This is a genomic window from Streptomyces tremellae, assembly GCF_039540215.1.
Lineage (GTDB): Bacteria > Actinomycetota > Actinomycetes > Streptomycetales > Streptomycetaceae > Streptomyces > Streptomyces tremellae.
In genome coordinates this window covers 56,369-80,613 of record NZ_BAABEP010000003.1, presented here as the reverse complement: position 1 = coordinate 80,613, position 24,245 = coordinate 56,369, and the positions used below count along the sequence as shown (strand labels likewise).

Below are 24,245 nucleotides of genomic sequence, written 5' to 3'. Positions count from 1 at the left end.
CACACCGATGGAAGGAACACGCCATGAAGTCCGGAATCCACCCCGAGACCCGTCCGGTCGTCTTCCGGGACACCGCCACGGGCGACGCCTTCCTCACCCACTCGACGCTCGACTCCGACAAGCGGATCGAGTGGGAGGACGGTGCCACCTACCCGCTCATCGACGTGGAGATCTCCTCCGCGAGCCACCCCTTCTACACCGGCAAGGGCCGGGTCGTGGACACGGAGGGCCGTGTGGAGCGGTTCGAGCGCAAGTACGGCTCGTACCGGGGGAGTGGCCGCGGCGAGAACGCCTGAGCCTCCGGGCCACTGCCACTGCCACTGCCACTGCCACTGCCGCCGCCCCGCCCATGGCGCGGCTCACGGCCGGTGCGGTGACGGCGGCGGAACATGCCCGAGTGGTTGAGCGTTCACCTGTACGTGGCTGCGGAGGGGACAGGGTCACCGGGCCTCACCTCCCCGCCCATGGGGAAGATCGTTCGGCTGAAGCCCCATGGTGCCTTTCGCCGCGAGGCGACCGCTCTCCGCAACCACCCCCGATCGGCCCCGGCCGGCCACCCCCGAACCGGCCGGGGCTTTCCCCTGCCCGCACGGGCACGGCGCCCCGGGCCGCGCAGCCGCGACCGGTGAGGCGGCCGTGTGCCGGGCATACTGCCCGTCATGACGCAGCCGACCGGTCCCCGTGTGTCCCCCCTCTTCCCCGCGCTCGCCGCGCCCGACGGGCGCCCCGCCCTCCGCTTCGGCGAGCGCACGATCGGGTACGCGGAACTCGCCGCGACGGCGACCGCGCTCGCCGCGCGCATCGACGGCGCCCGGCGCATCGCCGTCTGGGCCACCCCGAGCGCGGACACCGCGCTCGGCGTGGTCGCCGCCCTGCTGGCGGGGGTGCCCGCCGTGCCGCTCAACCCCAAGGCGGGGGAGGGCGAGCTCGCCCATGTGGTCGGGGACAGCGAACCCGAGCTCGTCGTCGCGGAGCCGGACGCCGCCCTGCCCGCGGCGCTCGACGGCATCGAGCGCGCCGAGGTCCCCGTCGTACCGGAGACCGGCGGGCCCGCCGCGCCGCTGCCCCGCGAACCCGACCCCGAGAGTCCCGCGCTGATCATCTACACCTCCGGCACCACGGGCCCGCCGAAGGGAGCGATCCTGCCCCGCAGGGCGCTGGCCGCGAACCTGGACGGCCTGGCAGACGCCTGGCAGTGGACCGCGGACGACGTCGTCGTGCACGCCCTGCCCCTCTTCCACGTCCACGGCCTGGTGCTCGGCGTGCTGGGGCCGCTGCGGCGCGGGGGCTCGATGCGCCACCTGGGCCGTTTCGACACGGGCGCCGTGGCGCGCGAGCTGTCGGACGGCGGGACCGTGCTGTTCGGCGTGCCGACGATGTACCACAGGATCGCGCAGGCACTGCCCGGCGACACCGCCCTCGCCTCCGCGCTCTCCGGCGCCCGGCTGCTGGTCTCGGGTTCCGCGCCCCTCCCGCTGCCGGACCACCGCAGGATCACCGAGGCGACCGGCCGCCACGTCGTCGAGCGGTACGGGATGACCGAGACGCTCATGAACACCAGCGTGCGGGTGGACGGCGAGCCGCGGCCCGGCAGTGTCGGCGTCCCGCTGCCCGGGGTCGAACTGCGGCTCGTGGACGACGAGGGCGTCGTCCTCGACGCGGACGACGGCGAGACGATCGGGGAGATCCAGGTGCGCGGACAGCACGTGTTCACCGGCTACCTCAACCGCCAGGACGCCACCGAGGCCGCGTTCTCCGCGAGCTGGTTCAGGACCGGGGACATGGCGACCCGCGACGCCGACGGCTGTGTCCGCATCGTCGGCCGCCGCGCCACCGACCTGATCAAGAGCGGCGGCTACAAGATCGGCGCGGGCGAGATCGAGAACGCGCTCCTCGACCATCCCGCGGTCGCCGAGGCCGCGGTCACCGGCGAGCCGGACGAGGACCTCGGCGAGCGGATCGTCGCCTGGGTCGTGCCCGCCGACCCGGCGCAGCCGCCCGCCGCCGAGGAGCTCCGCGACCATGTGGCGGGTCAACTCGCCCCGCACAAGCGCCCGCGCGACGTGCGCTTCCTCGACGCGCTGCCGCGCAACGCGATGGGGAAGATCACCAAGCGGGCCCTCGGCCGCTGATTCTCATCCCCCTCTCACCAGCCGGTACGACAAGCTGCATAGAGTGGTCGGGTGACCAACTCGACCCCTCCCGGCTGGTATCCCGACCCGGGGCAGCAGACTGGCGACGGCCCCCCGCGGCACCGGTGGTGGGACGGCTCCGCCTGGACCGACCACCTGCGGCCCGCCGCTTCCGAGGCGTGGAACGCGCCCGGGCACCCGCCGGTGCCGGGCGCCGCGCCGCCCACCGGCCGCGGGCGCAAGGTCGCCGTCTCGGTCACGGCGGGTGTCGTCGTCCTCGCGCTCGCCGGCGGCTTCTACCTGCTCGGCAAAGGCGACTCCGGCAGCTCGGCGGCCCCGGCCCCGGCCCCCTCGGCCTCCACCCGGTCGGACCAGGGCGGCGGCCCTCAGGAGGGCCAGGACGGCGGCGGCCTCGGCGGCGGACTGCCGGGCCAGGACGGTGGTTCGGAAGGTGGCGGCTCGCAGGACGGCGGCGGTTCGGGCGGACTCCCGCAGACCGAGAAGGGGTTCGCCACCGACGCGGCGAGCGGCATCGACCTGCCGGTGCCCACGGGTTGGAAGGGCCAGTCGGGCCTGGCGGGCGCGGGGGTGACGACCGGCGAGTACCAGTGCCCCGGCGACACGGCCCAGACGTGCGTGCGGGGCGGCGTGTTCTCCGCTCCCGCGACCGCGCTCAAGGACACCGCCACCACGCCGAAGGCCGCGGCGCAGCAGGACATCGCCGCCAACGCCAAGCAGTCCTACGGCGACGGCGGCGTCTACGGCAGCATCACCTCGCACCGGCAGCTCAAGTCCGAGGCCGTGAAGGTCGCGGGCAAGGACGGCTACCTGGTGCTGTGGAAGGTCGTCACCAGCAAGGGGGACGACGGCTACGTGGAGTCGCTCGCCTTCCCGTCCCCCGCCGCCGAGGGGCAGTTGGTGATGGTGCGCGCGGGCTTCGACGTCAGCTCGAAAGCGCCGTCGCTCAGTGTCCTCGACACCATCGTCAAGGGCATCAAGGCCGCGCCCGGCGGAACCGGGGACAGCGGCAAGGGGGTCTGACCACGGGGGAGGCCCGGCGCCCGGCCGGCGGCGCGCCGGGAACCGGTGTTGACTTCGAGTGCTCTCTCATTCGTAGCCTGACCGCATGAACACGCCTCAGCACAGCATCAAGACGGGGTTCGGCGCCGGCACTACCGCGGCCGAAGTCCTCAGGGGGATCGACCTCACGGGCAAGCTGGCCATTCTGACCGGGGGCTACTCGGGCATCGGCATCGAGGCGGCAAAAGCGCTCACCGGGGCAGGCGCGCGGGTCGTGGTCCCCGCACGCCGCCCCGACCGGGCCGGGGAGGCGCTCGCGGACCTGCCGGGCACCGAGGTCGAGGAGCTCGACCTCGGCGACCTCGACAGTGTGCGCGCCTTCGCCGAGCGCTTCCTCGCCTCCGGCCGGCCCATCGACATGATCATCACCAACGCGGCCGTCATGGCCTGCCCCGAGACGCGGATCGGACCCGGCTGGGAGGCGCAGTTCGCCACCAACCACCTCGGCCACTTCGCCCTCGTCAACCGCCTCTGGCCGGCCGTGGCGCCCGGCGCGCGGGTGGTCGCGCTCTCCTCGACGGGCCACCGCCGCTCGCCGATCCGCTGGGACGACATCAACTTCGAGCGGGGCTACGACAAGTGGCTGGCGTACGGACAGGCCAAAACGGCGAACTCGCTGTTCGCCGTCGAACTCGACCGCCTCGCCGCGCCGTCCGGCGTCCGCGCCTTCGCCGTGCACCCCGGAGGCATCCTCACCCCGCTCCAGCGCCACCTCCCCCAGCAGGAGATGGTGGACTTCGGCTGGATCGACGAGGAGGGCAACCTCCTCAGCCCCTCCTTCAAGACGCCCGAGCAGGGCGCGGCCACCGAGGTGTGGGCTGCCACCTCGCCGCAGCTCGACGGCGCGGGCGGCGTCTACTGCGCGGACTGCGACATCGCCGAGCTCGACAACGACCCGGAGGGCGGCGGCGTGCGCGGCTACGCGGTCGACCCCGAGCAGGCCACCCGGCTGTGGCGGCTGTCCGCCGACCTGACCGGCGTCAACGCCTTCGCCGCGGCCTCCTGACGCCCCGGCAGCCGACCAGGGCACGGCCGCGGGCACGGGGCGCGCCGCGCCCGCGGCCGCCCCGTGCCGGGGGATACGAACCCCGCCCGCACCTCTCGGAAGGGAGCCAGGCCATGGCAGCGCGCCCGCCCTGCGCATGACGGGACCCGTACTCAGCACGCCGGAACCTGCGCGCCTCGCCGCCTTCTACGCGGGGCCGCTCGGCTGGCAGACGCGGACCGCCGAGGAGGACTGGGTGAAGCTCGGGCCGCCCGAGGGGGAGGGCAGCCTGGCCTTCCAGCGCGACCCCGGCTTCGTGCCGCCCGAGTGGCCAGACGCCACGGGGCGGCCCCGGATGACCGCCCACCTCGACATCGAGACCGACGACCTCGACGCGGGCGCCGCCCGCGCGGTGGAACTCGGCGCGCGCGTCGCCCCGCACCAGCCGGCGGACGACGTCCGGGTGTGCCTCGATCCCGCGGGGCACGTCTTCTGCCTGTGGACGCGCACCTGAGCCGGTCCCCGCGGGGCGCGCACGGGGGCGTCCCCGGCGCGGCGGCTCCGTGCGCCCGCCCTTGACGCGGTCGGGGACCTGCGGCGAGGCTTGGGCCATTCTGAGAGCGCTCCCAGCGCCGCTCGACGCGCTGAGAGCGCTCTCAGCGGCCCGGCCAGGGCCGGGCGTCAGCGAACGACGAACCTCCGGAAGGACCTCCGTGGCCACCTCAGCACCCATCACAGGCCAGGCCCCCGACCCCGCACCGGCGCTCACCTTTCCGCCGGGCTTCCTCTGGGGGACGGCCACCGCCTCGTACCAGATCGAGGGCGCCGCGCGGGAGGACGGCAGGACACCGTCCATCTGGGACGTCTACTCCCACACCCCGGGCCGGGTGCTGAACGGCGACACCGGCGACGTCGCCGACGACCACTACCACCGGTGGCGCGAGGACCTCGACATCCTCGCGGACCTCGGCGTCGGCGCGTACCGCTTCTCCGTCGCCTGGCCGCGCGTCCAGCCGACCGGCAGCGGCCCCGCCAACGCCAAGGGCATCGACTTCTACAGCAGGCTCGTCGACGGCCTGCTCGAACGCGGGATCAAGCCCGTCGCCACGCTCTACCACTGGGACCTCCCGCAGGAGCTAGAGGACGCCGGCGGCTGGCCCGTGCGCGAGACCGCCCACCGCTTCGCGGAGTACGCGGGCATCGTCGCGGACGCGCTCGGCGACCGCGTCCCCACCTGGACCACCCTCAACGAGCCCTGGTGCAGCGCCTTCCTCGGCTACGGCTCCGGCGTGCACGCCCCCGGCAGGACCGACGCTGCCGACTCGCTGCGCGCCGCCCACCACCTCAACCTCGCGCACGGCCTCGCCGTCCGCGAGCTGCGCGACCGGCTGCCCGCCGGGGCCGAGGTGTCGGTGACGCTCAACCTGCACCAGGTCAGGCCGGTCAGCGACAGCCCCGAGGACGTCGACGCGGCCCGCCGCATCGACGGCACGGCCAACCGCGTCTTCACCGGACCGATGCTCGACGGCGCCTACCCGCAGGACGTGCGGGACGACACCGCGCACCTGACGGACTGGTCCTTCGTCCAGGACGGCGACACCGCGCTCATCCACCAGCCGCTGGACTTCCTCGGCGTCAACTACTACTCGCCGACCCTCGTCGCACACGACCCCCAGGGCGCGGAGCACGGCTCCGACGGGCACGGGGCGAGCGAGCACAGCCCCTGGCCGGCCGGCGACGGCGTGGCGTTCCACCAGGCGCCGGGCCCGCGCACCGCGATGGGCTGGGGCATCGACCCCACCGGCCTCTACGACCTGCTCGTCCGCGTCGGCCGGGAGCACCCGGGCCTGCCGGTGGTCATCACCGAGAACGGTGCGGCCTTCGACGACCGCGTCGGCGACGATGGCCGTGTGGACGACCCCGAGCGCGTCGCGTACCTGCGCGGACACCTGTCCGAGGTCCACCGGGCCATCGAGTCGGGCGTCGACGTGCGCGGGTACTTCCTGTGGTCGCTGCTCGACAACTTCGAGTGGGGGTACGGCTACAGCAAGCGCTTCGGCGCGGTGTACGTGGACTACGCGACGCAGCGCCGCATCCCGAAGTCGAGCGCGCACTGGTTCGGGCAGGTCGCGCGCACCGGCACACTGCCCCGGGGGTGACCCCGGCGCCGGGCCGTCCGCGGACGGCCCGGCGGGTGGCCCGCGAGGTGCGGGCAATGTGCGACGGTCGCGTCGATTACGTGGCTTGTCCGTCTCATCCACCCTCGCGGGTGATGTACCGGTGCGGCCTTCTTCGTCCCCAACTCGCCCTGACTGAAAGCCGTCTGAGGCGCCGACGAGGGAGCGGCCCTGACCTGCGGATTGACCTGAACATGCGCTTCCTTTGGGATTCCTTTGGTCTACGCGTGTTCCCCCTGAGAACACTTGATCGCCAGAGTGTGTTCTGCGTGTGGCCCGAACGTCCCAGTAACGCCACACGCGTTCACTCGCAAAGCAGGGGGTTCCATGAGATCCAGCCGACCGCGCCTGCGCACCGGTGTGGCCGTGGCAGCGACACTGTCCATGGTCACCGGTGCCCTCGCACTCGGCGTTCAGGCGGCCGGGGCCGACACCGGCCCTGCCGGACGTTCCGTGCTGCACGGCACCAAGCCGCTGTGGGCCACCGCCAAGGCGGACAAGGGCAGCACGGCTGCTTCCAACAAGGTCTCCGCACGCGTGTACCTCGCGGGGCGGGACGCGGCGGGCCTCGCCGCGTACGCGAAGGAGGTCTCCGACCCGTCCTCCGCGCACTACGGCGCGTACCTGAGCGCCCGCCAGGCCAAGGCGCGCTTCGGGGCGACGAAGCAGCAGATATCCGACGTCACCGCGTGGCTGACCGGCGCCGGCCTCAAGGTCACCGGCACCAACGCCCACTACCTCTCGGTCTCCGGTGACGCGCGCGCCGTGGAGAAGGCGTTCTCCACCACGCTGCACAACTACGCCAAGGGCGGCAGGACGTACCACGCGCCCGACTCGACGGCCTCCGTGCCCGCCTCGCTGCACGGCGCGGTCCTGACCGTCACGGGCCTGGACAACGCGCCCAAGGCCGCGCAGCACGCCGACACGCTGCCGCCGCCGGACGCCGCGTTCCTCAACGCCGGGCCGTTCTCGACGTACTACGGCTCGAAGGTCAACAAGAAGCTGCCGAACGCCTACGGTTCGAAGGCGCCTTACACGATCAAGGGCTACACCGGGAAGCAGCTCCGCGCCGCCTACGGCGCGAAGAACTTCACCGGCAAGGGCGTCACGGTCGCCATCACGGACGCCTACGCCTCGCCGACGATCGAGAAGGACGCGGCCACCTACGCCAAGCGCAACGGCGACAAGAAGTACCGGCCCGGTCAGCTCTCGCAGGTGCTGCCCGACGACTTCACCGTCGACGACGGCAACTGCCCCGACCCGGCGGGCTGGTACGGCGAGGAATCCCTCGACGTCGAGTCGGTGCACGCGGTCGCCCCGGACGCGGACATCACCTACGTCGGCGGCAAGTCCTGCCTGGACGACGACCTGCTCGACGCGCTGAACAAGGTCGTCGACAGCCACCTCGCCGACATCGTCTCCAACTCGTGGGGCGACATCGAGGCCGACCAGACCCCGGCGTCGCAGGCCGCCTACGACCAGGTGTTCCAGACGGGCGCCGTCGAGGGCATCGGCTTCTACTTCTCCACGGGCGACGACGGCGACTTCAAGGCGGCGACCGGCACCAAGCAGGTCGACACCCCGGCCAACTCGGCCTGGGTCACCGCGGTCGGCGGCACCTCGCTCGCCGTCGGCAAGAACGACACGTACAAGTGGGAGACCGGCTGGGGCACGCTCCAGGCGTCCCTGTCGGCAAGCGGCAAGGACTGGGCCGGGTTCCCCGGCGCCTTCACCTCCGGCGCGGGCGGCGGCACCAGCACCACCGTGCCGCAGCCGTTCTACCAGAAGGGCGTCGTCCCCACCTCGCTCTCCGAGGCGAACGGCACGACCTCCCCGATGCGCACCATGCCCGACATCTCCGCGGTCGCCGACCCCAACACCGGCTTCCTCATCGGCATGACGCAGACCCAGAAGAACGGCAAGCTGAAGTACAGCGAGTACCGCCTCGGCGGCACCTCGCTCGCCTCGCCGGTCATCGCGGGCGTCCAGGCCCTGGCACAGCAGGCCCGGCACGGTGTGCCGATCGGCTTCGCCAACCCGGGCATCTACCAGCGGTACGGCACCCCGGCGCTCCACGACGTCACGGACCACCCGCTGGGCGCGGGCCAGGACATCGCGGTCGTCCGCAACGACTACACGGACACGCAGGACCCGACCTCCCCGGTCAAGACGTCGATCCGCACCCTCGGCCACGACAGCTCCCTGTCGGCGACCGTCGGCTACGACGACGTGACCGGTGTGGGCAGCCCCGCGGACTCGTACGTGCAGTCGTACAAGACGCGCTGAGCCGGAGCACCACCGCCGCACGGCACACCGGCGACGGCCCCCGCAATGCCCCGGGCGGAGCAGTCTCCGCCCCGGGCCCGCGGGGGCCGTCGCCCGTTGCGCCCGCGCGCAGGGCCCGGGCCTGTCGCCCTCAGTGCAACCGGGGGATGATCAGAGTACGTCGCGATCAGCGCGGCGACCCCGGCGACGACCGGCGAGGCCACCGCGGGAATGACGATCTTCTGGACGACCTGGCCGAAGTGGACGCCGTGGGTGCCCGCGCCCACCCACACGGCGCCGATCAGGCCGCCGAACAGGGCGTGGGAGGAACTCGACGGCAGGCCGAGCAGCCAGGTCGAGTGATTCCAGACGATGGCGCCGATCAGTCCGGCGAAGATCATGCCGGGCGTGACCAGTCGGTCGTCGACGATGCCGCCGGAGATCGTCCGCGCGACCTCCGTGGAGACGAAGGCGCCGACGAGGTTGAGGACTCCGCTGATGAGGACCGCGGCCCTGGGGCGCAGCGCCCCGGTCGCGATGGACGTCGCCATGGCGTTGGCGGTGTCATGGAAGCCGTTGGTGAAGTCGAAGGCCAGGGCCGTGACGATCACCGCTGCCACAAGGAAGGTGATGTGGTCCATGCGGCCGGTCAAAGCGGCCCGGGACGTACGCGGGGCAACGTCGGCGTGAAGACACCAGGTGCGTCCCTCCGCGGAAACGGCGACGCGCCGGGAGGCCCGGCCGCGCCCACCCGGGCCCGGGCGACGGCCGCTCGGGACCCGGGCACGGCCGGCCCCGCGGTCACCGTCGCTGCGCGCACCCGTCCGCCTGTCCCGGTGGCCGGGGCACGGCGGCCGGGTGCTTGCGGAATCAACACCCCTGCCGGGCAAGGGGAAAAGAGACCCGGGAGCGGTCCGGAGCGGGCGGGCCGCCGCCTGGCACCGCACCGGAGCGCCGTCCCGCCACCGCGCCGTCCGCGGTCCGGTGGCAGGACGGCACACCGGAGGTTCCAGCAGGCGTACCGCTCCGATCAGGCGCGCTCGCGGTAGAGCCCGCGGCCCGCGCGGTCGGCGCGGGAGGTCGCCACGAGGCGGTCGAGTGTGCTGCGCACGGCGTTGATGTCTCCGGGGCTGCCGTCACGGCCGAGGACCTTCGCCACATCACGCGCCCTGACCGTGCCCCCCTTGGCGTCCGCGAGGATGTCCAGCACCTGCCGGGTCAGGCCGCTCGCCTGTTCCTTGGCCCCGCCCTTGGTCTCCGCCTTGGCCTCCGCCTTGGTGTCGGCCTTCTTCGCGGCGGCGGGCTTCGCGCCGCGCGCCGGCTTCTTCGCCGCGCCGCGCTTCTTCGGCGCGGCCTTCTTCGCGCCGCCACGGCGCGGCGCGGGCACCGAGGCGGCGGGCTCCGCCGCCGGCTCCTCGGCAGCCTCCGCCGCGGCGGGAGCCGCCTCCTCGGCCTGCCCGGACTCCGCGAGCACATGCGGCACACCGGACAGGGCCGTCAGCGCCGTCAGCGCCGAACGCACCGACTCCAGACGCTCGGTGACCGCTGCGAGCTCCTTCTCCAGGGACTGCTGGTGTGCCTCGAGGCGGGGAAGTTCCGCCTTGAGGAGCGTGGTTGTCGCCTCGACACTGCTCGGAGAGGCGGGTGCGGATGTCATGGGTATCCCTTTCCGTCAGGAGCCACCGACCGTTGTTCCCGTCGGTGGCCTGTGCCAACAAAGCCTAGGCTCTCCACGGCGCCACGTGGGCGGCAGGTGATCTTTCGGCGTCACACGCATGCACAACGACTCGGGCCCGACACCGGTTCCGGTACCCGGCGAACGCATCGGCCACCACCGTACACACCCTCCCTGACGTGCGTGAACGCGCCCTCCACCGAAGGCTTTTCGGCTCCCTCGTCGTGTGCGGCCCGGCAGAGGGGCCGGGCCGGACCCGTGTGTGTGACCAAAGCGTAGATCGCACACGGCAGTTGACGCGCGCTTTCCCGCGTCCTCCAGGTCGTTTTCCGCGTCCCCGCCCGCCGTGTGGGGACGCCGGTGTACGGTTCAGGCCGCGCGGGCCAGCACGGTCACGCACCGGGGAGCGCCGTCGGCCCGTCTGCCGAACGACTCGGCGGGCCGCAGCTCCACGGAGAACCCGCAGTCGGCCAACTCCGCCAGGACGTCGGCGAGCCCGAACGTCCGGTAGTACATGACGAACCGCGGCCGCCACACCGCGTTGCGCACCCGCATCGCCGCGTCGAAGCAGGCCGTCGCCCAGTAGGCGGGCGAAGTGGCGCGCGCAGGCGCGGGGAGGGGGAAGGCGAACAGACCGCCGGGCCGCAGCGCCGCCCGCACACCGGCGAACACCGCGGGCCGCTCGGCCGGAAGGAAGTGCCCGAACGCACCGAAACTCGTCACGATGTCGAACGCACCGTCGAAGGGGAGTGCGCGCGCGTCCGCCCTGACCCACTCCACCGCGGGCGGCCCGGCCGCGTCCGCGAAGCGCGACGCGGCCCGCGCGAGCATGCCCGCGCTGAAGTCCACGCCGGTCACCCGCTCGCCGCACACGCGCCGCAGCGCGCCCACCCCCGCGCCCGTCCCGCAGCACAGGTCGAGGCCCGCGCGGAACGGCCCGAGCGGACCCACCGCGGCCACCACGGCGTCGAGGAACGCGTCGGGCGTGCGGAACGGCGTCGCGTCGAACGTCGGCGCCAGCAGGTCATAGCCGCGTTCCACGGAAGACAGCGCCTGCACGGCCAGTTCGGTGAGGGAGGGCCCGCGGTCGGAGAACATCGCCTCAAGCGTAGGCCCACCGCGGCGCGTACCCGGCCGCCCCGCCCGCACGGGCGGGCAGGACCGCCACACCGGACGCGCCGCGGCGTTCGCACGGCGGAAGCGGAAGCGGAAGCGGAAGCGGAAGCGGAAGCGGAACAGGACAGGCGGAGACCGCCCGCGCCCACGCACCCGCCGCCCGTCCGCGCTTCGTGCGTCGCTCCCCGGGGGCGCCCCGCCGTCCCTCCGTCCAGCCTCGGCCCCGCCTGTTCAGACCCGGCCGCGCCTGCGGCCGGCTCCGGCCGTACGGCCGCGTGTCCCGCGCGGCGCCCCCCAGGACCGGTCCCGCCGGGACCGGTCGCCGAAGGCCCCGGGGCCTTCGCGGAGCGCCCGGTGCCGGAGCGCCCGGTGCCGGAGGGCCCGGTGCCGGAGGGCTGCGCGATGGCCGGTGCCGGGCGTGGACCGGCGGGTGCGCCGGGACGCCGCGCGGCGGGCCGTACGGGCGGCCCGGGCGCCGGTGGGGCGGCGGGAGCGGCTATCGTTGGTCGACATGTCCGCCCCTGAGATCGTCCGCATCGTCTCCCGCGACTCGCCGATGGCCCTGGCCCAGGTGGAGCGCGTCCGCGCCGAGCTGAGCGCGGCCCACCCCGGCGTCGCCACCGAGGTCGTCCCGGTGAAGACGACCGGCGACAAGTGGCTCGGAGACCTCGCCAAGGTCGAGGGCAAGGGTGCGTTCACCAAGGAGGTCGACGCGGCGCTGCTCGCCGGCGAGGCCGACCTCGCGGTGCACTGCGTGAAGGACATCCCCGCCGACCGGCCGCTGCCCGCAGGCACCACCTTCGCCGCGTTCCTCAAGCGCGACGACGTGCGCGACGCACTGATCCACCCCGGCGGACGCACGCTCGACCAGCTGCCCGACGGCACCAGGATCGGCACGTCGTCCGTGCGCAGGGTCGCCCAGCTCGCCGCGTCCCACCCGCACCTGGAGTGCGTCCCGCTGCGGGGCAACGCCAACCGCCGCCTGGACAAGCTCGCCGCGGGCGAGGCCGACGCGCTGCTGCTCGCCGCCGCGGGCCTTTCCAGGATCGGCCGCGAGGACGTCATCACGGAGATCCTCTCCACGGACACCATGTGCCCCCCGATCGGCGCCGGCGTGCTCGCCCTGCAGTGCCGCGAGGACGACACCGACCTCATCGACGCGATCAGCGTCCTCGGCGACCCGGACACCCACCGCGAGATCACCGCCGAGCGCATGTTCCTGCACGTGCTCCAGGGCCACTGCAACTCGCCCGTCGCGGGCTTCGCCAGGGTGCACGGCAACGGCGACCTGTCGCTGCGCGCCTGCGTGTTCACCCCGGACGGCAAGACCGTGCTCAACGCCCACGAGTGGGCGGGCCCCCTCGACCCGGCGACACTCGGCACCTCCGTCGCCGTCAGCCTCCTCCGCCAGGGCGCACGCGAACTCATCGACGGCATCGCCCACTGACCCCGGGGCCCGCGCCACCCGGCCGGGCGCGGTGCCCGCCAGATCCGCGCCAGCCGGGCGTGGCGCGGCCGTTCCCCCGCGGCCACCCGCGGCTGAGACCGCCCACGGATGCATGCCCCGCACGTGGACCTCGGCCCGGGGCCGGTGCCGCATCCCGGGTTCGCCGGGTCCTTCGCGCCGACGGTGGGCGGCCTCACCGCCGGCGCCCTGCCGACGCACGACACCCTCCCGCACGCGTCGGGCCGGACCGCCCTCGGCGCCCTCTGCGTCTACTTCGGCCTCGTGCTGCTCGTGGCCGCGTGGTGGTGGCTCGGCACCGCGCTGCGCGGGCCGCGCCCGCCCGCCCCGCACTGCCTGCTGCTCACCCTGTGCGTGTGGGCAGCCCCCTGATGTGCGGGCCGCCCCTGTTCAGCAGGGACGTCTACAGCTAGCTCGCCCAGGGCGCGATGGCCGACGCGGGCACCGGCGTCTACCACCACGGCCCCGACGACCTCGGCGGGCCGCTTGCCGCCGAGGCGGCGCCCGTATGGGGCCGCACACCGGCGCCGTACGGCCCGGTCTTCCTCGCGCGGGTGCCGCTGTTCCGGCACTTCTTCGACCTCGGCGTCTACTACGGCACCGTCGACGCGTGGCTCCACCACGGCGGCCACCTCTACGACTGCACCAGGCCCGGCTCCCACTACGGCCTCACCTACCCGCCGTTCGCCGCTCTCGCCGTGGCGCCGAGGGCCCTGGTGTCCTGGCCCGCGGCTGTCGCGATCGGCCTCGCGCTGTCCGCCGCCGCGTCCTGCCTGCCGGTGTACTGGCTGCCCGGCGGCGTCGTACGGCGCCAGGGCCGGCCCGCCTGGTTCGCGCCCACTGCCGACACCCGCGCCGCGTGGCTGCTGTGCGCCGCCGCCGTCCTCGCGCTCTGGTGGGTGCGGGCACGGGCCGCGGCGGCGGTCGGGGACGTGACCGCGGGCTTCGCCCTCACCGGGCTCGCGGCCTGCCTGGTGTCGCCCGTCACCTGGGTGCACCACCTCGTGTGGGCGCTGCCCGCGCTCGCCGTCCTCCTCGACACCGGCCTCGGGCGCCGCTCCCGGGCGGCCCTCGTCCTCTGCGCGGTCCTGCACGTCCCGCTCTCCAGCGACGTGGTGTGGCTGTGGAGCGACGGTGCCGGGGGACCGGTGGCCATCGCGGGGTCCAACGCCTTCGTGTGGGTGGCGCTCGGGCTGCTCGCCGGCCTGCCCGTCCGCGCGCACACGTCGGGCGGGCACCGGTCCGGGCCCCCTTGTCCGCGGGCGGCGCCCCTCGTTAGGGTCGTGGGTCGGCCGGTGGCACCTTCGCGGCGCCCCGGCACACCGGCACAGGGGGCCGCCCCGGCGGCCCTTGGCAACGCACTGAAAGAAGTGGTCGTGCGCTACACGAGGTTGGGCAACACGGGTCTGGAGATCTCGGCCGTCACCCTGGGCTGCATGAGCTTCGGGGACCCCGAGCGCGGCAAGCACTCCTGGAGCCTCGGCGAGGACGAGAGCAGGGCCCTCATCAAGCAGGCCCTGGAAGCGGGCATCACCACCTTCGACACCGCCAACGTCTACTCCGACGGGTCGAGCGAGGAGATCACCGGCCGTGCGCTGAAGGACTTCGCCCGCCGCGACGACGTCGTCATCGCCACCAAGGTCTACAACCGCATGCGCCCGGGCCCAGGCGGCGCCGGGCTCTCCCGCAAGGCGATCCTCTCCGAGATCGACAACAGCCTGCGGCGGCTCGGCACCGACTACGTGGACCTCTACCAGATCCACCGCTGGGACGACGCCACGCCCATCGAGGAGACCCTCGAAGCACTCCACGACGTCGTCAAGGCGGGTAAGGCCCGCTACATCGGCGCCTCCTCCATGCACGCCTGGCAGTTCGCCAAGGCGCTCTACACCGCGGACCTGCACGGCTGGACGCGGTTCGTGTCCATGCAGAACCACTACAACCTGATCTACCGCGAGGAGGAGCGCGAGATGCTCCCGTTCTGCGCCGACCAGGGGGTGGGCGTCATCCCGTGGAGCCCGCTCGCCCGCGGCAGGCTCACCCGCCCGTGGGACGCGCAGACGGCGCGCTCGGACACCGACGAGTTCGGCAAGACCCTCTACCACCCGGAGGACCGCACGGTCGTCGAGCGGGTCATCGACCTCGCCGCCAAGCACGGTGTGCCGCCCGCGCAGATCGCCCTCGCCTGGGTGGCGCAGCGGCCCGCGGTGACCTCGCCCATCGTCGGCGTCACCCGCCCCCAGCAGCTCACGGACGCGGTGGCCGCCCTCGACCTGGAGCTCGGCGAGGACGAGACCGCGCTCCTTGAGGAGCCCTACCAGCCGCACGGCGTGGCGGGCTTCTGACCCGCCGGCAGGGGACGCCGCTCCGGCCCCGGGGCGGCGTCTGGCAGGCTTGATCCATGCGAACTCCTTCCCTGGCCGCGCTCGTCGACGCCCTCCTCGACGGCGAACGCCCCGCGCCCGTCGTCGCCGCGGGCGAGCCGGTCCTGCGCCGCCCCCTCCCGCCGTACGAGGGAGAGCTCGGCGCCGACCGGCTCGCGCGGCTCGTCGCGGCGATGCGGGAGACCCTGCACGCGGCCCCCGGCGTCGGCCTGGCAGCCCCGCAGATCGGGATCCCGCTGCGGCTCGCCGTCATCGAGGACCCGGCCGAGGTGCCCGCCGAGGTCGCCGAGGCCAGGGAACGGGTGCCGCAGCCCTTCCGCGTACTCGTCAATCCCCGCTACGAGGCGCTCGGCCCCGGCCGCGCCGCGTTCTTCGAGGGCTGCCTGAGCGTGCCGGGCTGGCAGGCCGTGACCGTACGCCACCGCACGGTGCGGCTGCGCGCGCAGGACGAGCAAGGGCGGGAGAGCGACGAGGAGTTCACCGGCTGGCCGGCCCGGATCGTCCAGCACGAGACGGACCACCTCGACGGCAGGCTCTACCTCGACATCGCCGAGACCCGCTCGTTGTCCAGCACCGCCGCCGTGCTCGGGCACTGGAACCAGCCCACCCCCGAAGCGGCGGCGCGCGCCCTCGGGTTCGACCTGCCCGGCGGCGGCGCGGGCGCGGAAGCATGAGCCCGGTCACGGCCGGAACCTGGCCGTCCGGACAGGCGGCTGGCAGACTCGACCGGGTGAAAGGGTGTCAGGTGGTGATCGCGCGATGAGCGAGATCCGTCCGGGAGGCTCCGGCGGCAGCGCGCCCACGGTTCTGCGCATGGTGATCGGCAAGCGGCTCCTCGCGCTGCGCGAGCGCGCCGGCGTGACCAGGGAGAGCGCGGCGGCCCTGCTCGACGTCACCCCGCTGACCATCCGCAGGATGGAGAACTCCGAGGTCAGCTTCAAACTGCCGTATGTGCGGCTGCTGCTCCAGCTGTACGGCGTCGACACGGCCGAGGCCGACCAGTTCGTCGAACTGGTCAAGGCGGCCAACCTGCCAGGCTGGTGGCACCGCTACCGCGACGCCGTGCCCGACTGGTTCGGCGCCTACGTCAGCCTGGAGGACGAGGCCAGCCTCATCAGGACGTACGAACCCCACTACGTACCCGGCCTGTTGCAGACCGAGGAGTACGCGAGGGGTGTGCTGGGCGCGGGCGCGCCCAAGGACCCGGAGGCGCTGGACCGGCGGGTCGCGCTGCGCATCAAGCGCCAGCAGCTGCTGGCCAAGGCCGACGCGCCCATGCTCTGGATCCTGATGGAGGAGGCCGTGCTGGGCCGCCCGGTCGGCGGCCCCGGCGTGATGGGCGGGCAGCTCGACCGCCTCATCGAGGCGACCACGACGCCCAATGTGACGCTGCAACTGCTGCCGTTCGCCATCGGACCGCACCTCGGCGCGTTCGGTCCCTTCACCCTGTTCAGGTTCGACGTGGTCGAACTCCCCGACATCGTCTACACGGAGAACCTCACCGGCGCCGTCTACCTCGACCGCAGGCCCGACAGCGCCGCGTACCTCGAAGTCCTCGACAACCTCTCGGCGCGCGCCCTGTCCGTCCGTGAGACCCGCGAGGAGCTGCGGAGCATACGCGCCGAACTCACCTGACCTGCGCCGAACTCACCTGACCTGCATCGGGCGAGCCCCGGCGCGCCCGGGAGGAGGGGCAGCCGCGCCGCCTGGCCCCGATGATCGTTCTGATCTATTTTCGAGCGCATGTCCCGACCCCTTCCCCTCGCACTGGTCCAGGCGGCCCCTCACCCGGCGCAGGCCCCCCTCGCCGGCTTCGCCTCGGACACCGAGCGCCTCCTGCGCCGGCTGCCCGGCACGCGCATGGTGGTCCACCCCGAACTCCACCTGTGCGGCGTCGAACCCGGCGCGGCCGACGCAGACGAGCGGCTCCGCGCCGCGGCGGAGCCGCTCGACGGCCCCCGCGCCAGGGCGCTCGCCGAGCTCGCCGGCGATCTCAAGGTGTGGCTGCTGCCCGGTACGGTCTGCGAACTCGGCCCCGGCGGCGAGCTGTTCAACACCGCACTTGCGTTCTCCCCGGAGGGCAGGCTGGCCGCCTCCTACCGCAAGGTGTTCCCCTGGCGGCCCTACGAGCCGTACGACCCCGGCGACCGGTTCGTCGTCTTCGACGTGCCGGGCACCGGCAGGATCGGCTTCGCCGTCTGCTACGACGCCTGGTACCCGGAGGTCTCCCGCCACCTGGCGTGGATGGGCGCGGAGGTGATCGTCAACCCGGTGATGACGACGACCGCCGACCGGGCGCAGGAACTCGTCCTCGCCCGCGCCAACGCCATCGTCAACCAGGTCCACGTCGTGAGCGTGAACACCGCGGGCCCCGCGGGCACCGGACGCAGCGTCGTCGTCGACCCCGAGGGCCGGGTACGGGTTCAGGCGCCGTCCGAGGCGCCCACCGTGCTCACCGACGTGCTCGACCTGGACGACGTCACCCGCGTGCGGACCCACGGCACGGCCGGGGTGACCCGGGTGTGGGACGTCTTCCAGGAGGGCGACGCGCCCCTCGAACTCCCGCTGTACGAGGGGCGGATCGACCCGCGCAGCTGGCGTCCGGGGCCGGCGGAGGAGGCCACGCGATGAGCACGGAACCCGCCAAGGACGGCGCACAGGCCCCGGGGCTCGACAGGACGCTGGGACTGCGCTCCGTCGTCCTGTTCGGCCTCGCCTACATGACCCCGCTGATCGTGCTCGGCACCTTCGGAGTGGTCGCCGACGCGACCCACGGGGCCGTGCCCGTGGCGTACGCGCTGGCGCTCGTCGCCATGCTGTTCACCGCGCACAGCTACGGACGGATGGCCGCGACCCACCCCGTCGCGGGCTCCGCCTACACCTATGTCACCCGCGCGATCGACGGCCGCGTCGGCTTCCTCGTCGGCTGGGCCACCCTGCTCGACTACTTCTTCCTGCCGATGGTCATCTGGCTGATCGGGGCCTCCTACCTGAAGGCCGAGTGGCCCGGCGTACCGCTGTGGGTGTGGGTCCTGGGCTTCATCGTGCTCACCACCGTGCTGAACGTGCGCGGCATCAGGACCGCGGAGCGCGTCAACGACCTGCTGATGGTCTTCCAGGTCCTGGTGATCGCGGCGTTCGTGGCGCTGTCCGCGCGGCACGTGGTGGAGCTGCACGGCGGCGGCGGACTCGCGGACGCGACCCCGTTCTGGAACAGCGCGAGCACCGTCTCGGCGGTCTCGGCGGGCGCCGCGCTCGCCGCGTACTCCTTCCTCGGCTTCGACGCCGTCACCACCCTCACCGAGGAGACGCTCGAACCCCGGCGCACCATGCCCCGCGCGATCCTGCTGATCGCGCTGATCGGCGGCGGCATCTTCGTCCTCGTCGCCTACGTCACCCAGCTCGCCCACCCGGGCAGCCGCTTCGAGGACACCGGCTCCGCGGCGTTCGAGATCGCCAAGGCCGTCGGCGGCGACGTCTTCTCCTCGGTCTTCCTCGCCGGGCTCGTCGTCGCGCAGACCGCCTCCGGCATCGCCGCGCAGGCCAGCACCTCCCGGCTGCTGTACGCGATGGGGCGCGACGGCGCCCTGCCGAGCCGGGTCTTCGGCCGCATCCACCGCCGCTTCCGCACCCCCGCGTTCAACGTGCTGCTGACCGGCGCGGTCGGCCTGATCGCGCTGACGCTCGACGTGGCGACCTCCACGTCGTTCATCAACTTCGGTGCCTTCACCGCCTTCACCTTCGTCAACCTGTCCGTGCTCGCGACCTTCGTCAGGGAGCGCAGGGCCGGGCGCGCCCCCGGGGTCGCCGGACACGTCGTCGCGCCGCTGATCGGCGCGGGCGTCGACGTGTGGCTGCTCGCCCACCTGGACAGCAGCGCCGTCGAGCTCGGCCTCGCCTGGCTCGTCCTCGGCATCCTCTACCTCGCGTGGCTGACCCGGCTGTTCCGCAGGCCGCCCCCGACCCTCGACTTCAGCGAGGGGGACGAGCCCCGGGCCGCCGCCGACGTGTGAGCGTCCAGAGCCTGGGACACGGTGCCGGAGCGCGGGGAGCGTCTGGTTATCTGGTAGGACCACTCATCCTTGCCCACTTCCGGAAATGAGGCCGCGTACGGTGTCCTCCCGCCCCGTGACCCTGCTCAGCCTGGTACCCGCGGTGTTCCTCCCGGCGCTCACCTTCGAGACGGGCATGGGGGCGCTCGCCCCCGTCCTCGCGCTCAGCGGCCGGGCGCTCGGCGCGTCCGTGGGCGCGGCGGGGCTGGTGCTCGCGCTGCTCGGCGTCGGGCAGATCCTCGGGGACGTGCCGGCGGGCGCGCTCGCCGCGAGGCTCGGCGACCGCAAGGCCATGCTGGTGGCGGCGGGCGTGGCGGCGCTCACCCTGTGCGGCTGCGCGTTCGCCCGTACGGTGTGGGAGCTGGCGCTCGCCGTCACGGCCACCGGCGCCACGAACGCGGTGTTCATCCTGGCCCGGCAGTCGTACCTCACGGAGGTCATCCCGATCGGGCTGCGGGCGAGGGCGCTGTCGACGCTCGGCGGGATGTCGCGGGTCGGCGCGTTCGTCGGCCCGTTCATCGGCGCCGCCGTGCTGCGGGACCGGCCCGTGCACGACATCTACTGGCTCGCGCTCGCGTTCACCGCGGTCACCGCGGGCGTGCTGCTGTTCGTACCGGACGTCGCCGACCCGTCGTCCGCGCACGCCAGGGGCGACAGGAAGCCGGTGTCCGTGCGGACCGTGGTCCGCGACCACCGGCGCGTCTTCCTCACCCTCGGCATGGCCGTGCTGCTCGTCGGCTCGGTGCGCGCGACCCGTCAGACCGTGCTGCCGCTGTGGGCGGAGCACCTCGGCCAGAACGCGTCGACCACCAGCGTCGTCTTCGGCATCGCGGGCCTGATCGACATGCTCACCTTCTACCCCTCTGGCCAGGTCATGGACCGCCTCGGGCGGCTGTGGATCGCCATCCCCTCGATGCTGGTCCTCGGCCTGACCCAGGCGCTCCTGCCGCTCACCCACGGCCTGGTGTCACTGACCGTGGTGGCGATGCTGATGGGTTTCGGCAACGGCATCGGCAGCGGCATCCTGATGACGCTCGGCGCGGATGTCGCGCCGCCCGAGACCCGCACCCAGTTCCTCGGCGTGTGGCGGCTGTGCGCGGACTCGGGCAGCGCGGGCGGCCCCCTCGTGGTCTCCGCCGCCGCGTCCCTCGGCAGCCTGGCCGCGGGCATCGTCGCCATGGGCGCGGTCGGCATCGTCGCCGCGGGCGCGCTGATGCGGTGGGTGCCGCGCTACTCCGAGTTCGCCACCACGGGCACCCGCAACCGCCGCTCCACGGTCGCCGCGGTCTCTCTGCCGCAGACACCCGCCCCGCGCCCCGGCCCCGGGGCGCCGGAACCCGCGGACCGGGTCGAGGAGTCCTGAGCCGCAGCCGAGGAGACCTGGACCGGCACTCCGCCGGAGCCCAGCAGGACGTCCCGCGCCGCCCTGGGGCGCGACAGGGCCCGGCCGGCCGGGCCCTGTCACACCGCGGCGGACGGGCCCCGGCACCCTTCAGACGCGTCCGCGGACCGGTTTCCCGACGCGCGGGCTGACGAGGGCCCCCGCGGGGAAGCGTCAGGTCCGGACGGCCGAGCCGGGCAGCCCCGCACCGGGCGGGCCGAACGGCCGCCAAGGCGGCGCGCCGGCCCCCGGCACGCGGACGCGCAGGCCCCGTCGCTCCCGGCCGACACGGCGCCGGGGCCCGCGGAGCAGGACGGCAGCCCGTGCGTCCCCGGGCCGCGCGGCGCACCGCAGGGCACCCCTGGCCGGGGCCCGCACCGGGGGATGTTGGCGTCCGCCCGCGCCGCGTTCCCCGATCATCGGCCCGGGGCATGGTAGGCACAGGGCATGCCTTCTGACGCCGTGTCACCCGGCCGGCCGCGCCCCCACGGCCCCCGCCGCGCAGCGTGGAGCCGGCGCGCCCGCCGGATATGACCGATGCGGGACCGCTCGACACGCCAATGTCATGGCCCTGTCGATGGAATGTCGGGTTCCCACCCCTGTCCGCCTGCCATCTTGCCTGCGGCCCTGCCGCCACCAGAAGGGACCACGCCATGCCAGAAATCACCCGCCGCCGGCTGATCGCCGCAGGCGCCGCCGCGTCCGGAGCCCTCGCCGCAGGACAGATCCCCCTCGCACCTGCCGCCTCGGCGGCCCCGCGCTCCGCCTCAAGACGCGCCGCCGCCGACCCCTTCACCCTCGGCATCGCGTCGGGCGACCCCCTCACCACGGCCGTCGTCATCTGGACCCGCCTCGCCACCGACCCGCTGCACGGGGGAGGCATGCCGGACAGCGCGGTCGACGTCAGCTGGCAGGTGGCCGAGGACCAGAAGTTCCGCAGGATCGTCCGGCAGGGCACCGCCCAAGCCGAACCGGCCTTCGGCCACAGCGTCCACGTCGACGTGCGGGGACTGCGCCCGGGGCGCGACTACTGGTACCGCTTCCGCTCCGGCGACCACCTGTCCGCCGTCGGACGCACCCGCACCGTGGACACCTCGCCCTCCAAGCTCCGCGTCGCGCTCGCGTCCTGCCAGAACTGGCAGCAGGGCTACTTCAACGCCTACGCCGACATGCGCGAGCAGGACCCCGACTTCGTGCTGTTCGTCGGCGACTACATCTACGAGTCCGCCCCGACCGCGTCGTCGGTCCGCGTCCACGAGGGCAGCGGCGAGCCCGTCACACTCGACCAGTACCGCAACCGGTACGCCCAGTACCGCACCGACCCCGACCTCAACGCGATCCACGAGACCACCCCCTGGATCGTCACCTTCGACGACCACGAGGTCGACAACGACTTCGCGGGCGAGGTCCCCCAGGACCCGGACAAGCAGTCGCACGACGCCTTCGTGCAGCGGCTGACCGCCGCGTACCAGGCGTACTACGAGCACATGCCGGTCCGCGCCACCGCCGTCCCGAACGGCCCCCACATCCAGATGTACCGGCGCTTCGACTTCGGCAGCCTGATGCGGCTCAACGTCCTCGACACCCGCCAGTTCCGCAGCAACCAGGTCACCTCGGACGCTGCCGCCGAGGACCCCAAGCTGACGATGCTGGGCGCCACCCAGAAGTCCTGGCTGCTGAACGGCCTCGAACGCTCCTACGCCCGGTGGAACGTCGTCGCCTCGCAGATCATGATGGCCGAGACGGACAACGTCGCGGGGCCGGGCAAGAACTGGTTCTACGACGCCTGGGACGGCTACCAGGCCGAGCGCAACGAACTGATGGCGCGCTTCCAGCACATCCGCAACCCCGTCGTCCTCAGCGGCGACCGCCACCTGACGATGATCAGCGACCTGAAGAAGGACTTCTCCGACCCCAGGTCAGCCGTCGTCGGGGCCGAGTTCGTCGGCACCTCCATCAGTTCCAACGGCGACCAGGACGTCAGCGCGTTCAACGCCCAGTGGGACCCGCTGCGCAAGGACAACCCGCACTGGAAGTTCATCGACTGCCACCGCGGCTACCACCTCTTCGACATCGACCGCCGCGGCATCGACGCCCAGGTGCGCGTCGTGGGCTCCGTGCTCAAGCCCACGTCCACCAGCAGCGCCCTCACCCGACTCCGCGTCGACGAGGGCAGGCCCGGCGTCCGCACCGTCTGACCCCGTCCGCCCCGAAGAGGCCTCCGCCGCCCGGTGCGGGGGCCCCGGGCGTGCGGCACCGCGGCTCAGGGCTCGTGGGTGCGGGACTCCAGGTCCTCGCGAGTGGCGGGGCCGTAGACGCCGGAGGGGTCTGCGGTGATGTCGTGGGACCGCTGGTAGCGCGCGACGGCGTCCTCGACGTCCGCGTCGTAGACGCCGTCCGCCGGGCCGAGGTAGACGAGGAGCAGCTGGCCGAGCCGCTTCTGGAGCTCAACGACCTCGGGGCCGCTGTCGCCCTCCTTGAGGACCGGCGGTGCTGTGGGCGCGCTCGCCGCGCCGCTCGGCGTGTCCGACGCGGCGGGGGAGCCCTCGCCCGAGGCGGTGGGGGAGGCGGCGGCCTCCGTCGCCGCCGCGCTGCCCGGGGAGGCGGCCGGGTGCGCGGCTCCGGCGTGGCCTGCCTTGGCGGCGCCGCCCGCCGACCGGCCGGGGGAGGGCGCGGTCGCCGTGTCCGAGGCGATCGCACCGGTGGCCGCGCCGGACGGGCGAGCGACGAGCCGGCCGCCGGGGAGCGCCGCGGCAGGCGTGCCGGCGGCGGTCCCCCGGGCCGTGTCCGCGCCGTCGCCGCCGAAGGCCCCCGTGCCCGCCGCGACGGCGACCGCCGCGACGACGGCGCCCGCGGCCGCCGCGATGAGCATCCCCTTGCGCCTGCGGCGCGGAGCCGACGGCGCGGCACCCGGGGCTCCCGCGGCCCCCGCCTCGATCACGGACCCCGCGAGCGGGGCGCCGCCCTCCGCGCCGCCCTCGGCCGGCGTGGCCGCGGACTCCGGGGGCGGGGGTGATGAGGCCGTGCCGGTCCCGGGTCCCCCGCCGCCCGCCGGAAGGTCCAGGGGCGCTACGGCGCCGGGGGCGTCGGAGGCTTCCTGGCCGGACGGCAGGCCGGGGGAGTCCGGCGCCTCAAGGCCGGACGCCGCGCCGGGGGCCGCGTCCCCGGCGCCGGCGCTGTCCCCGGCGGCGCTCCCGCCCGCCGTCGCCCGGAGCGCGGCCACGGTGACCGCGCAGGCGCAGTCCGGGGTGCCGTCCTCGCCCGCGGGAGCGAAACAACGGGGACAGGGTTCTGGCTTCACCGACGTTCCCTTCGTGGATGCGGTGTGCGCGCACGGAGCCGAATGGGCATGCGGTGCGATTCTGCCGTGTGCGCCGCTGCGGCTTTTCGGTCATAAGGGGGCATCAACTGCCTGAAAGGGCAAAAAAATCGCGGTGGTTGCGTTTCCGTCCCGATCATGACCGATCGCCCGCCGCGCCTGCGGCACACCCGGGCCGCGCAGGTCGCGGGCGGTGTGTGCGGGGTGCAGGAGG

The 24,245-nt window shown here is 73.9% G+C and carries 18 protein-coding genes and 2 pseudogenes; 16 read left to right on the top strand and 4 right to left on the bottom strand.

The genetic code is table 11. The annotated features are described in order from the left end of the window. Positions 1–23 precede the first annotated feature (23 nt). The 7 genes from ABEA77_RS04025 (at position 24) to ABEA77_RS03995 (ending at position 8,660) form a co-directional block, all read left to right on the top strand. Complete coding sequence (locus ABEA77_RS04025; RefSeq protein WP_345641214.1) at positions 24–296, top strand: type B 50S ribosomal protein L31; 273 nt, start codon at positions 24–26, stop codon at positions 294–296. Positions 297–683: 387 nt separating this feature from the next. Beyond that, the gene (locus tag ABEA77_RS04020; RefSeq protein WP_345641643.1) at positions 684–2,132 is read left to right on the top strand and encodes an acyl-CoA synthetase; all 1,449 of its coding nucleotides are present in this window, start codon (positions 684–686) and stop codon (positions 2,130–2,132) included. 51 nt (positions 2,133–2,183) lie between these two features. Continuing rightward, positions 2,184–3,173 carry a DUF2510 domain-containing protein gene (locus ABEA77_RS04015; protein WP_345641211.1) on the top strand — a complete coding sequence of 330 codons (990 nt, stop codon included), beginning with the start codon at positions 2,184–2,186 and terminating at the stop codon, positions 3,171–3,173. 85 nt (positions 3,174–3,258) lie between these two features. Further along, positions 3,259–4,218, top strand: a complete 960-nt coding sequence (locus ABEA77_RS04010) for an SDR family NAD(P)-dependent oxidoreductase (RefSeq protein WP_345641209.1) — start codon at positions 3,259–3,261, stop codon at positions 4,216–4,218. 136 nt (positions 4,219–4,354) lie between these two features. After that, complete coding sequence (locus tag ABEA77_RS04005) at positions 4,355–4,711, top strand: VOC family protein (RefSeq protein ID WP_345641206.1); 357 nt, start codon at positions 4,355–4,357, stop codon at positions 4,709–4,711. A gap of 199 nt (positions 4,712–4,910) precedes the next feature. Continuing rightward, positions 4,911–6,356: a GH1 family beta-glucosidase gene (locus tag ABEA77_RS04000; RefSeq protein ID WP_345641203.1), complete on the top strand. Its 1,446-nt coding sequence runs from the start codon at positions 4,911–4,913 to the stop codon at positions 6,354–6,356. A gap of 345 nt (positions 6,357–6,701) precedes the next feature. Next, positions 6,702–8,660: a S53 family peptidase gene (locus tag ABEA77_RS03995; RefSeq protein WP_345641200.1), complete on the top strand. Its 1,959-nt coding sequence runs from the start codon at positions 6,702–6,704 to the stop codon at positions 8,658–8,660. 155 nt (positions 8,661–8,815) lie between these two features. Here the strand turns inward: ABEA77_RS03995 and ABEA77_RS03990 are convergent. The 3 genes and pseudogenes from ABEA77_RS03990 to ABEA77_RS03980 form a co-directional block, all read right to left on the bottom strand. After that, positions 8,816–9,280, bottom strand: a pseudogene (locus ABEA77_RS03990) (anion permease); the annotation flags it as partial. Between the two features lie 389 nt (positions 9,281–9,669). Next, positions 9,670–10,296, bottom strand: coding sequence for a hypothetical protein (locus ABEA77_RS03985; protein ID WP_345641197.1), 627 nt, complete (start codon positions 10,294–10,296; stop codon positions 9,670–9,672). Positions 10,297–10,683: 387 nt separating this feature from the next. Further along, positions 10,684–11,412, bottom strand: a complete 729-nt coding sequence (locus ABEA77_RS03980) for a class I SAM-dependent methyltransferase (RefSeq protein WP_345641194.1) — start codon at positions 11,410–11,412, stop codon at positions 10,684–10,686. 529 nt (positions 11,413–11,941) lie between these two features. Between ABEA77_RS03980 and hemC the strand changes: the two genes are divergently transcribed. From hemC to ABEA77_RS03935, 9 genes and pseudogenes are all read left to right on the top strand, one after another. Then, positions 11,942–12,877 carry a hydroxymethylbilane synthase gene (gene hemC, locus ABEA77_RS03975; protein ID WP_345641191.1) on the top strand — a complete coding sequence of 312 codons (936 nt, stop codon included), beginning with the start codon at positions 11,942–11,944 and terminating at the stop codon, positions 12,875–12,877. 108 nt (positions 12,878–12,985) lie between these two features. Further along, a pseudogene (gene mptB, locus ABEA77_RS34065) lies at positions 12,986–13,446 on the top strand (polyprenol phosphomannose-dependent alpha 1,6 mannosyltransferase MptB); the annotation flags it as partial. 825 nt (positions 13,447–14,271) lie between these two features. Next, the gene (locus tag ABEA77_RS03965) at positions 14,272–15,240 is read left to right on the top strand and encodes an aldo/keto reductase (protein WP_345641642.1); all 969 of its coding nucleotides are present in this window, start codon (positions 14,272–14,274) and stop codon (positions 15,238–15,240) included. A gap of 56 nt (positions 15,241–15,296) precedes the next feature. After that, positions 15,297–15,953 (top strand): peptide deformylase, encoded by a 657-nt coding sequence (locus ABEA77_RS03960; protein WP_345641187.1) that lies wholly within the window; start codon positions 15,297–15,299, stop codon positions 15,951–15,953. 85 nt (positions 15,954–16,038) lie between these two features. Continuing rightward, the gene (locus ABEA77_RS03955) at positions 16,039–16,914 is read left to right on the top strand and encodes a helix-turn-helix domain-containing protein (protein ID WP_345641184.1); all 876 of its coding nucleotides are present in this window, start codon (positions 16,039–16,041) and stop codon (positions 16,912–16,914) included. A 108-nt stretch (positions 16,915–17,022) separates the two neighbouring features. Next, positions 17,023–17,910: a carbon-nitrogen hydrolase family protein gene (locus tag ABEA77_RS03950; protein ID WP_345641181.1), complete on the top strand. Its 888-nt coding sequence runs from the start codon at positions 17,023–17,025 to the stop codon at positions 17,908–17,910. After that, entirely contained in the window at positions 17,907–19,292 is a 1,386-nt protein-coding gene (locus ABEA77_RS03945) for an APC family permease (protein ID WP_345641178.1), read from the top strand. The genes ABEA77_RS03950 and ABEA77_RS03945 overlap by 4 nt, the downstream gene beginning before the upstream one ends. Positions 19,293–19,392: 100 nt before the next feature. Beyond that, positions 19,393–20,694 carry an MFS transporter gene (locus ABEA77_RS03940; protein WP_345641176.1) on the top strand — a complete coding sequence of 434 codons (1,302 nt, stop codon included), beginning with the start codon at positions 19,393–19,395 and terminating at the stop codon, positions 20,692–20,694. 671 nt (positions 20,695–21,365) lie between these two features. Next, complete coding sequence (locus ABEA77_RS03935; protein ID WP_345641173.1) at positions 21,366–22,910, top strand: alkaline phosphatase D family protein; 1,545 nt, start codon at positions 21,366–21,368, stop codon at positions 22,908–22,910. Between the two features lie 65 nt (positions 22,911–22,975). Here the strand turns inward: ABEA77_RS03935 and ABEA77_RS03930 are convergent, their stop codons facing one another. Next, positions 22,976–24,013 carry a peptidoglycan-binding domain-containing protein gene (locus ABEA77_RS03930; RefSeq protein WP_345641172.1) on the bottom strand — a complete coding sequence of 346 codons (1,038 nt, stop codon included), beginning with the start codon at positions 24,011–24,013 and terminating at the stop codon, positions 22,976–22,978. Positions 24,014–24,245: the final 232 nt, after the last annotated feature.

What these genes read in the sequence shown, in the direction of transcription:
- ABEA77_RS04025 (WP_345641214.1), top strand. Translation starts at nt 24, where the DNA reads ATGAAGTCCGGAATCCACCCCGAGACCCGTCCGGTCGTCTTCCGGGAC.
- ABEA77_RS04010 (WP_345641209.1), top strand. Translation starts at nt 3,259, where the DNA reads ATGAACACGCCTCAGCACAGCATCAAGACGGGGTTCGGCGCCGGCACT.
- ABEA77_RS04005 (WP_345641206.1), top strand. Translation starts at nt 4,355, where the DNA reads ATGACGGGACCCGTACTCAGCACGCCGGAACCTGCGCGCCTCGCCGCC.
- ABEA77_RS03995 (WP_345641200.1), top strand. Translation starts at nt 6,702, where the DNA reads ATGAGATCCAGCCGACCGCGCCTGCGCACCGGTGTGGCCGTGGCAGCG.
- ABEA77_RS03985 (WP_345641197.1), bottom strand. Translation starts at nt 10,296, where the DNA reads ATGACATCCGCACCCGCCTCTCCGAGCAGTGTCGAGGCGACAACCACG.
- ABEA77_RS03980 (WP_345641194.1), bottom strand. Translation starts at nt 11,412, where the DNA reads ATGTTCTCCGACCGCGGGCCCTCCCTCACCGAACTGGCCGTGCAGGCG.
- hemC (WP_345641191.1), top strand. Translation starts at nt 11,942, where the DNA reads ATGTCCGCCCCTGAGATCGTCCGCATCGTCTCCCGCGACTCGCCGATG.
- ABEA77_RS03960 (WP_345641187.1), top strand. Translation starts at nt 15,297, where the DNA reads ATGCGAACTCCTTCCCTGGCCGCGCTCGTCGACGCCCTCCTCGACGGC.
- ABEA77_RS03955 (WP_345641184.1), top strand. Translation starts at nt 16,039, where the DNA reads ATGAGCGAGATCCGTCCGGGAGGCTCCGGCGGCAGCGCGCCCACGGTT.
- ABEA77_RS03950 (WP_345641181.1), top strand. Translation starts at nt 17,023, where the DNA reads ATGTCCCGACCCCTTCCCCTCGCACTGGTCCAGGCGGCCCCTCACCCG.
- ABEA77_RS03945 (WP_345641178.1), top strand. Translation starts at nt 17,907, where the DNA reads ATGAGCACGGAACCCGCCAAGGACGGCGCACAGGCCCCGGGGCTCGAC.
- ABEA77_RS03935 (WP_345641173.1), top strand. Translation starts at nt 21,366, where the DNA reads ATGCCAGAAATCACCCGCCGCCGGCTGATCGCCGCAGGCGCCGCCGCG.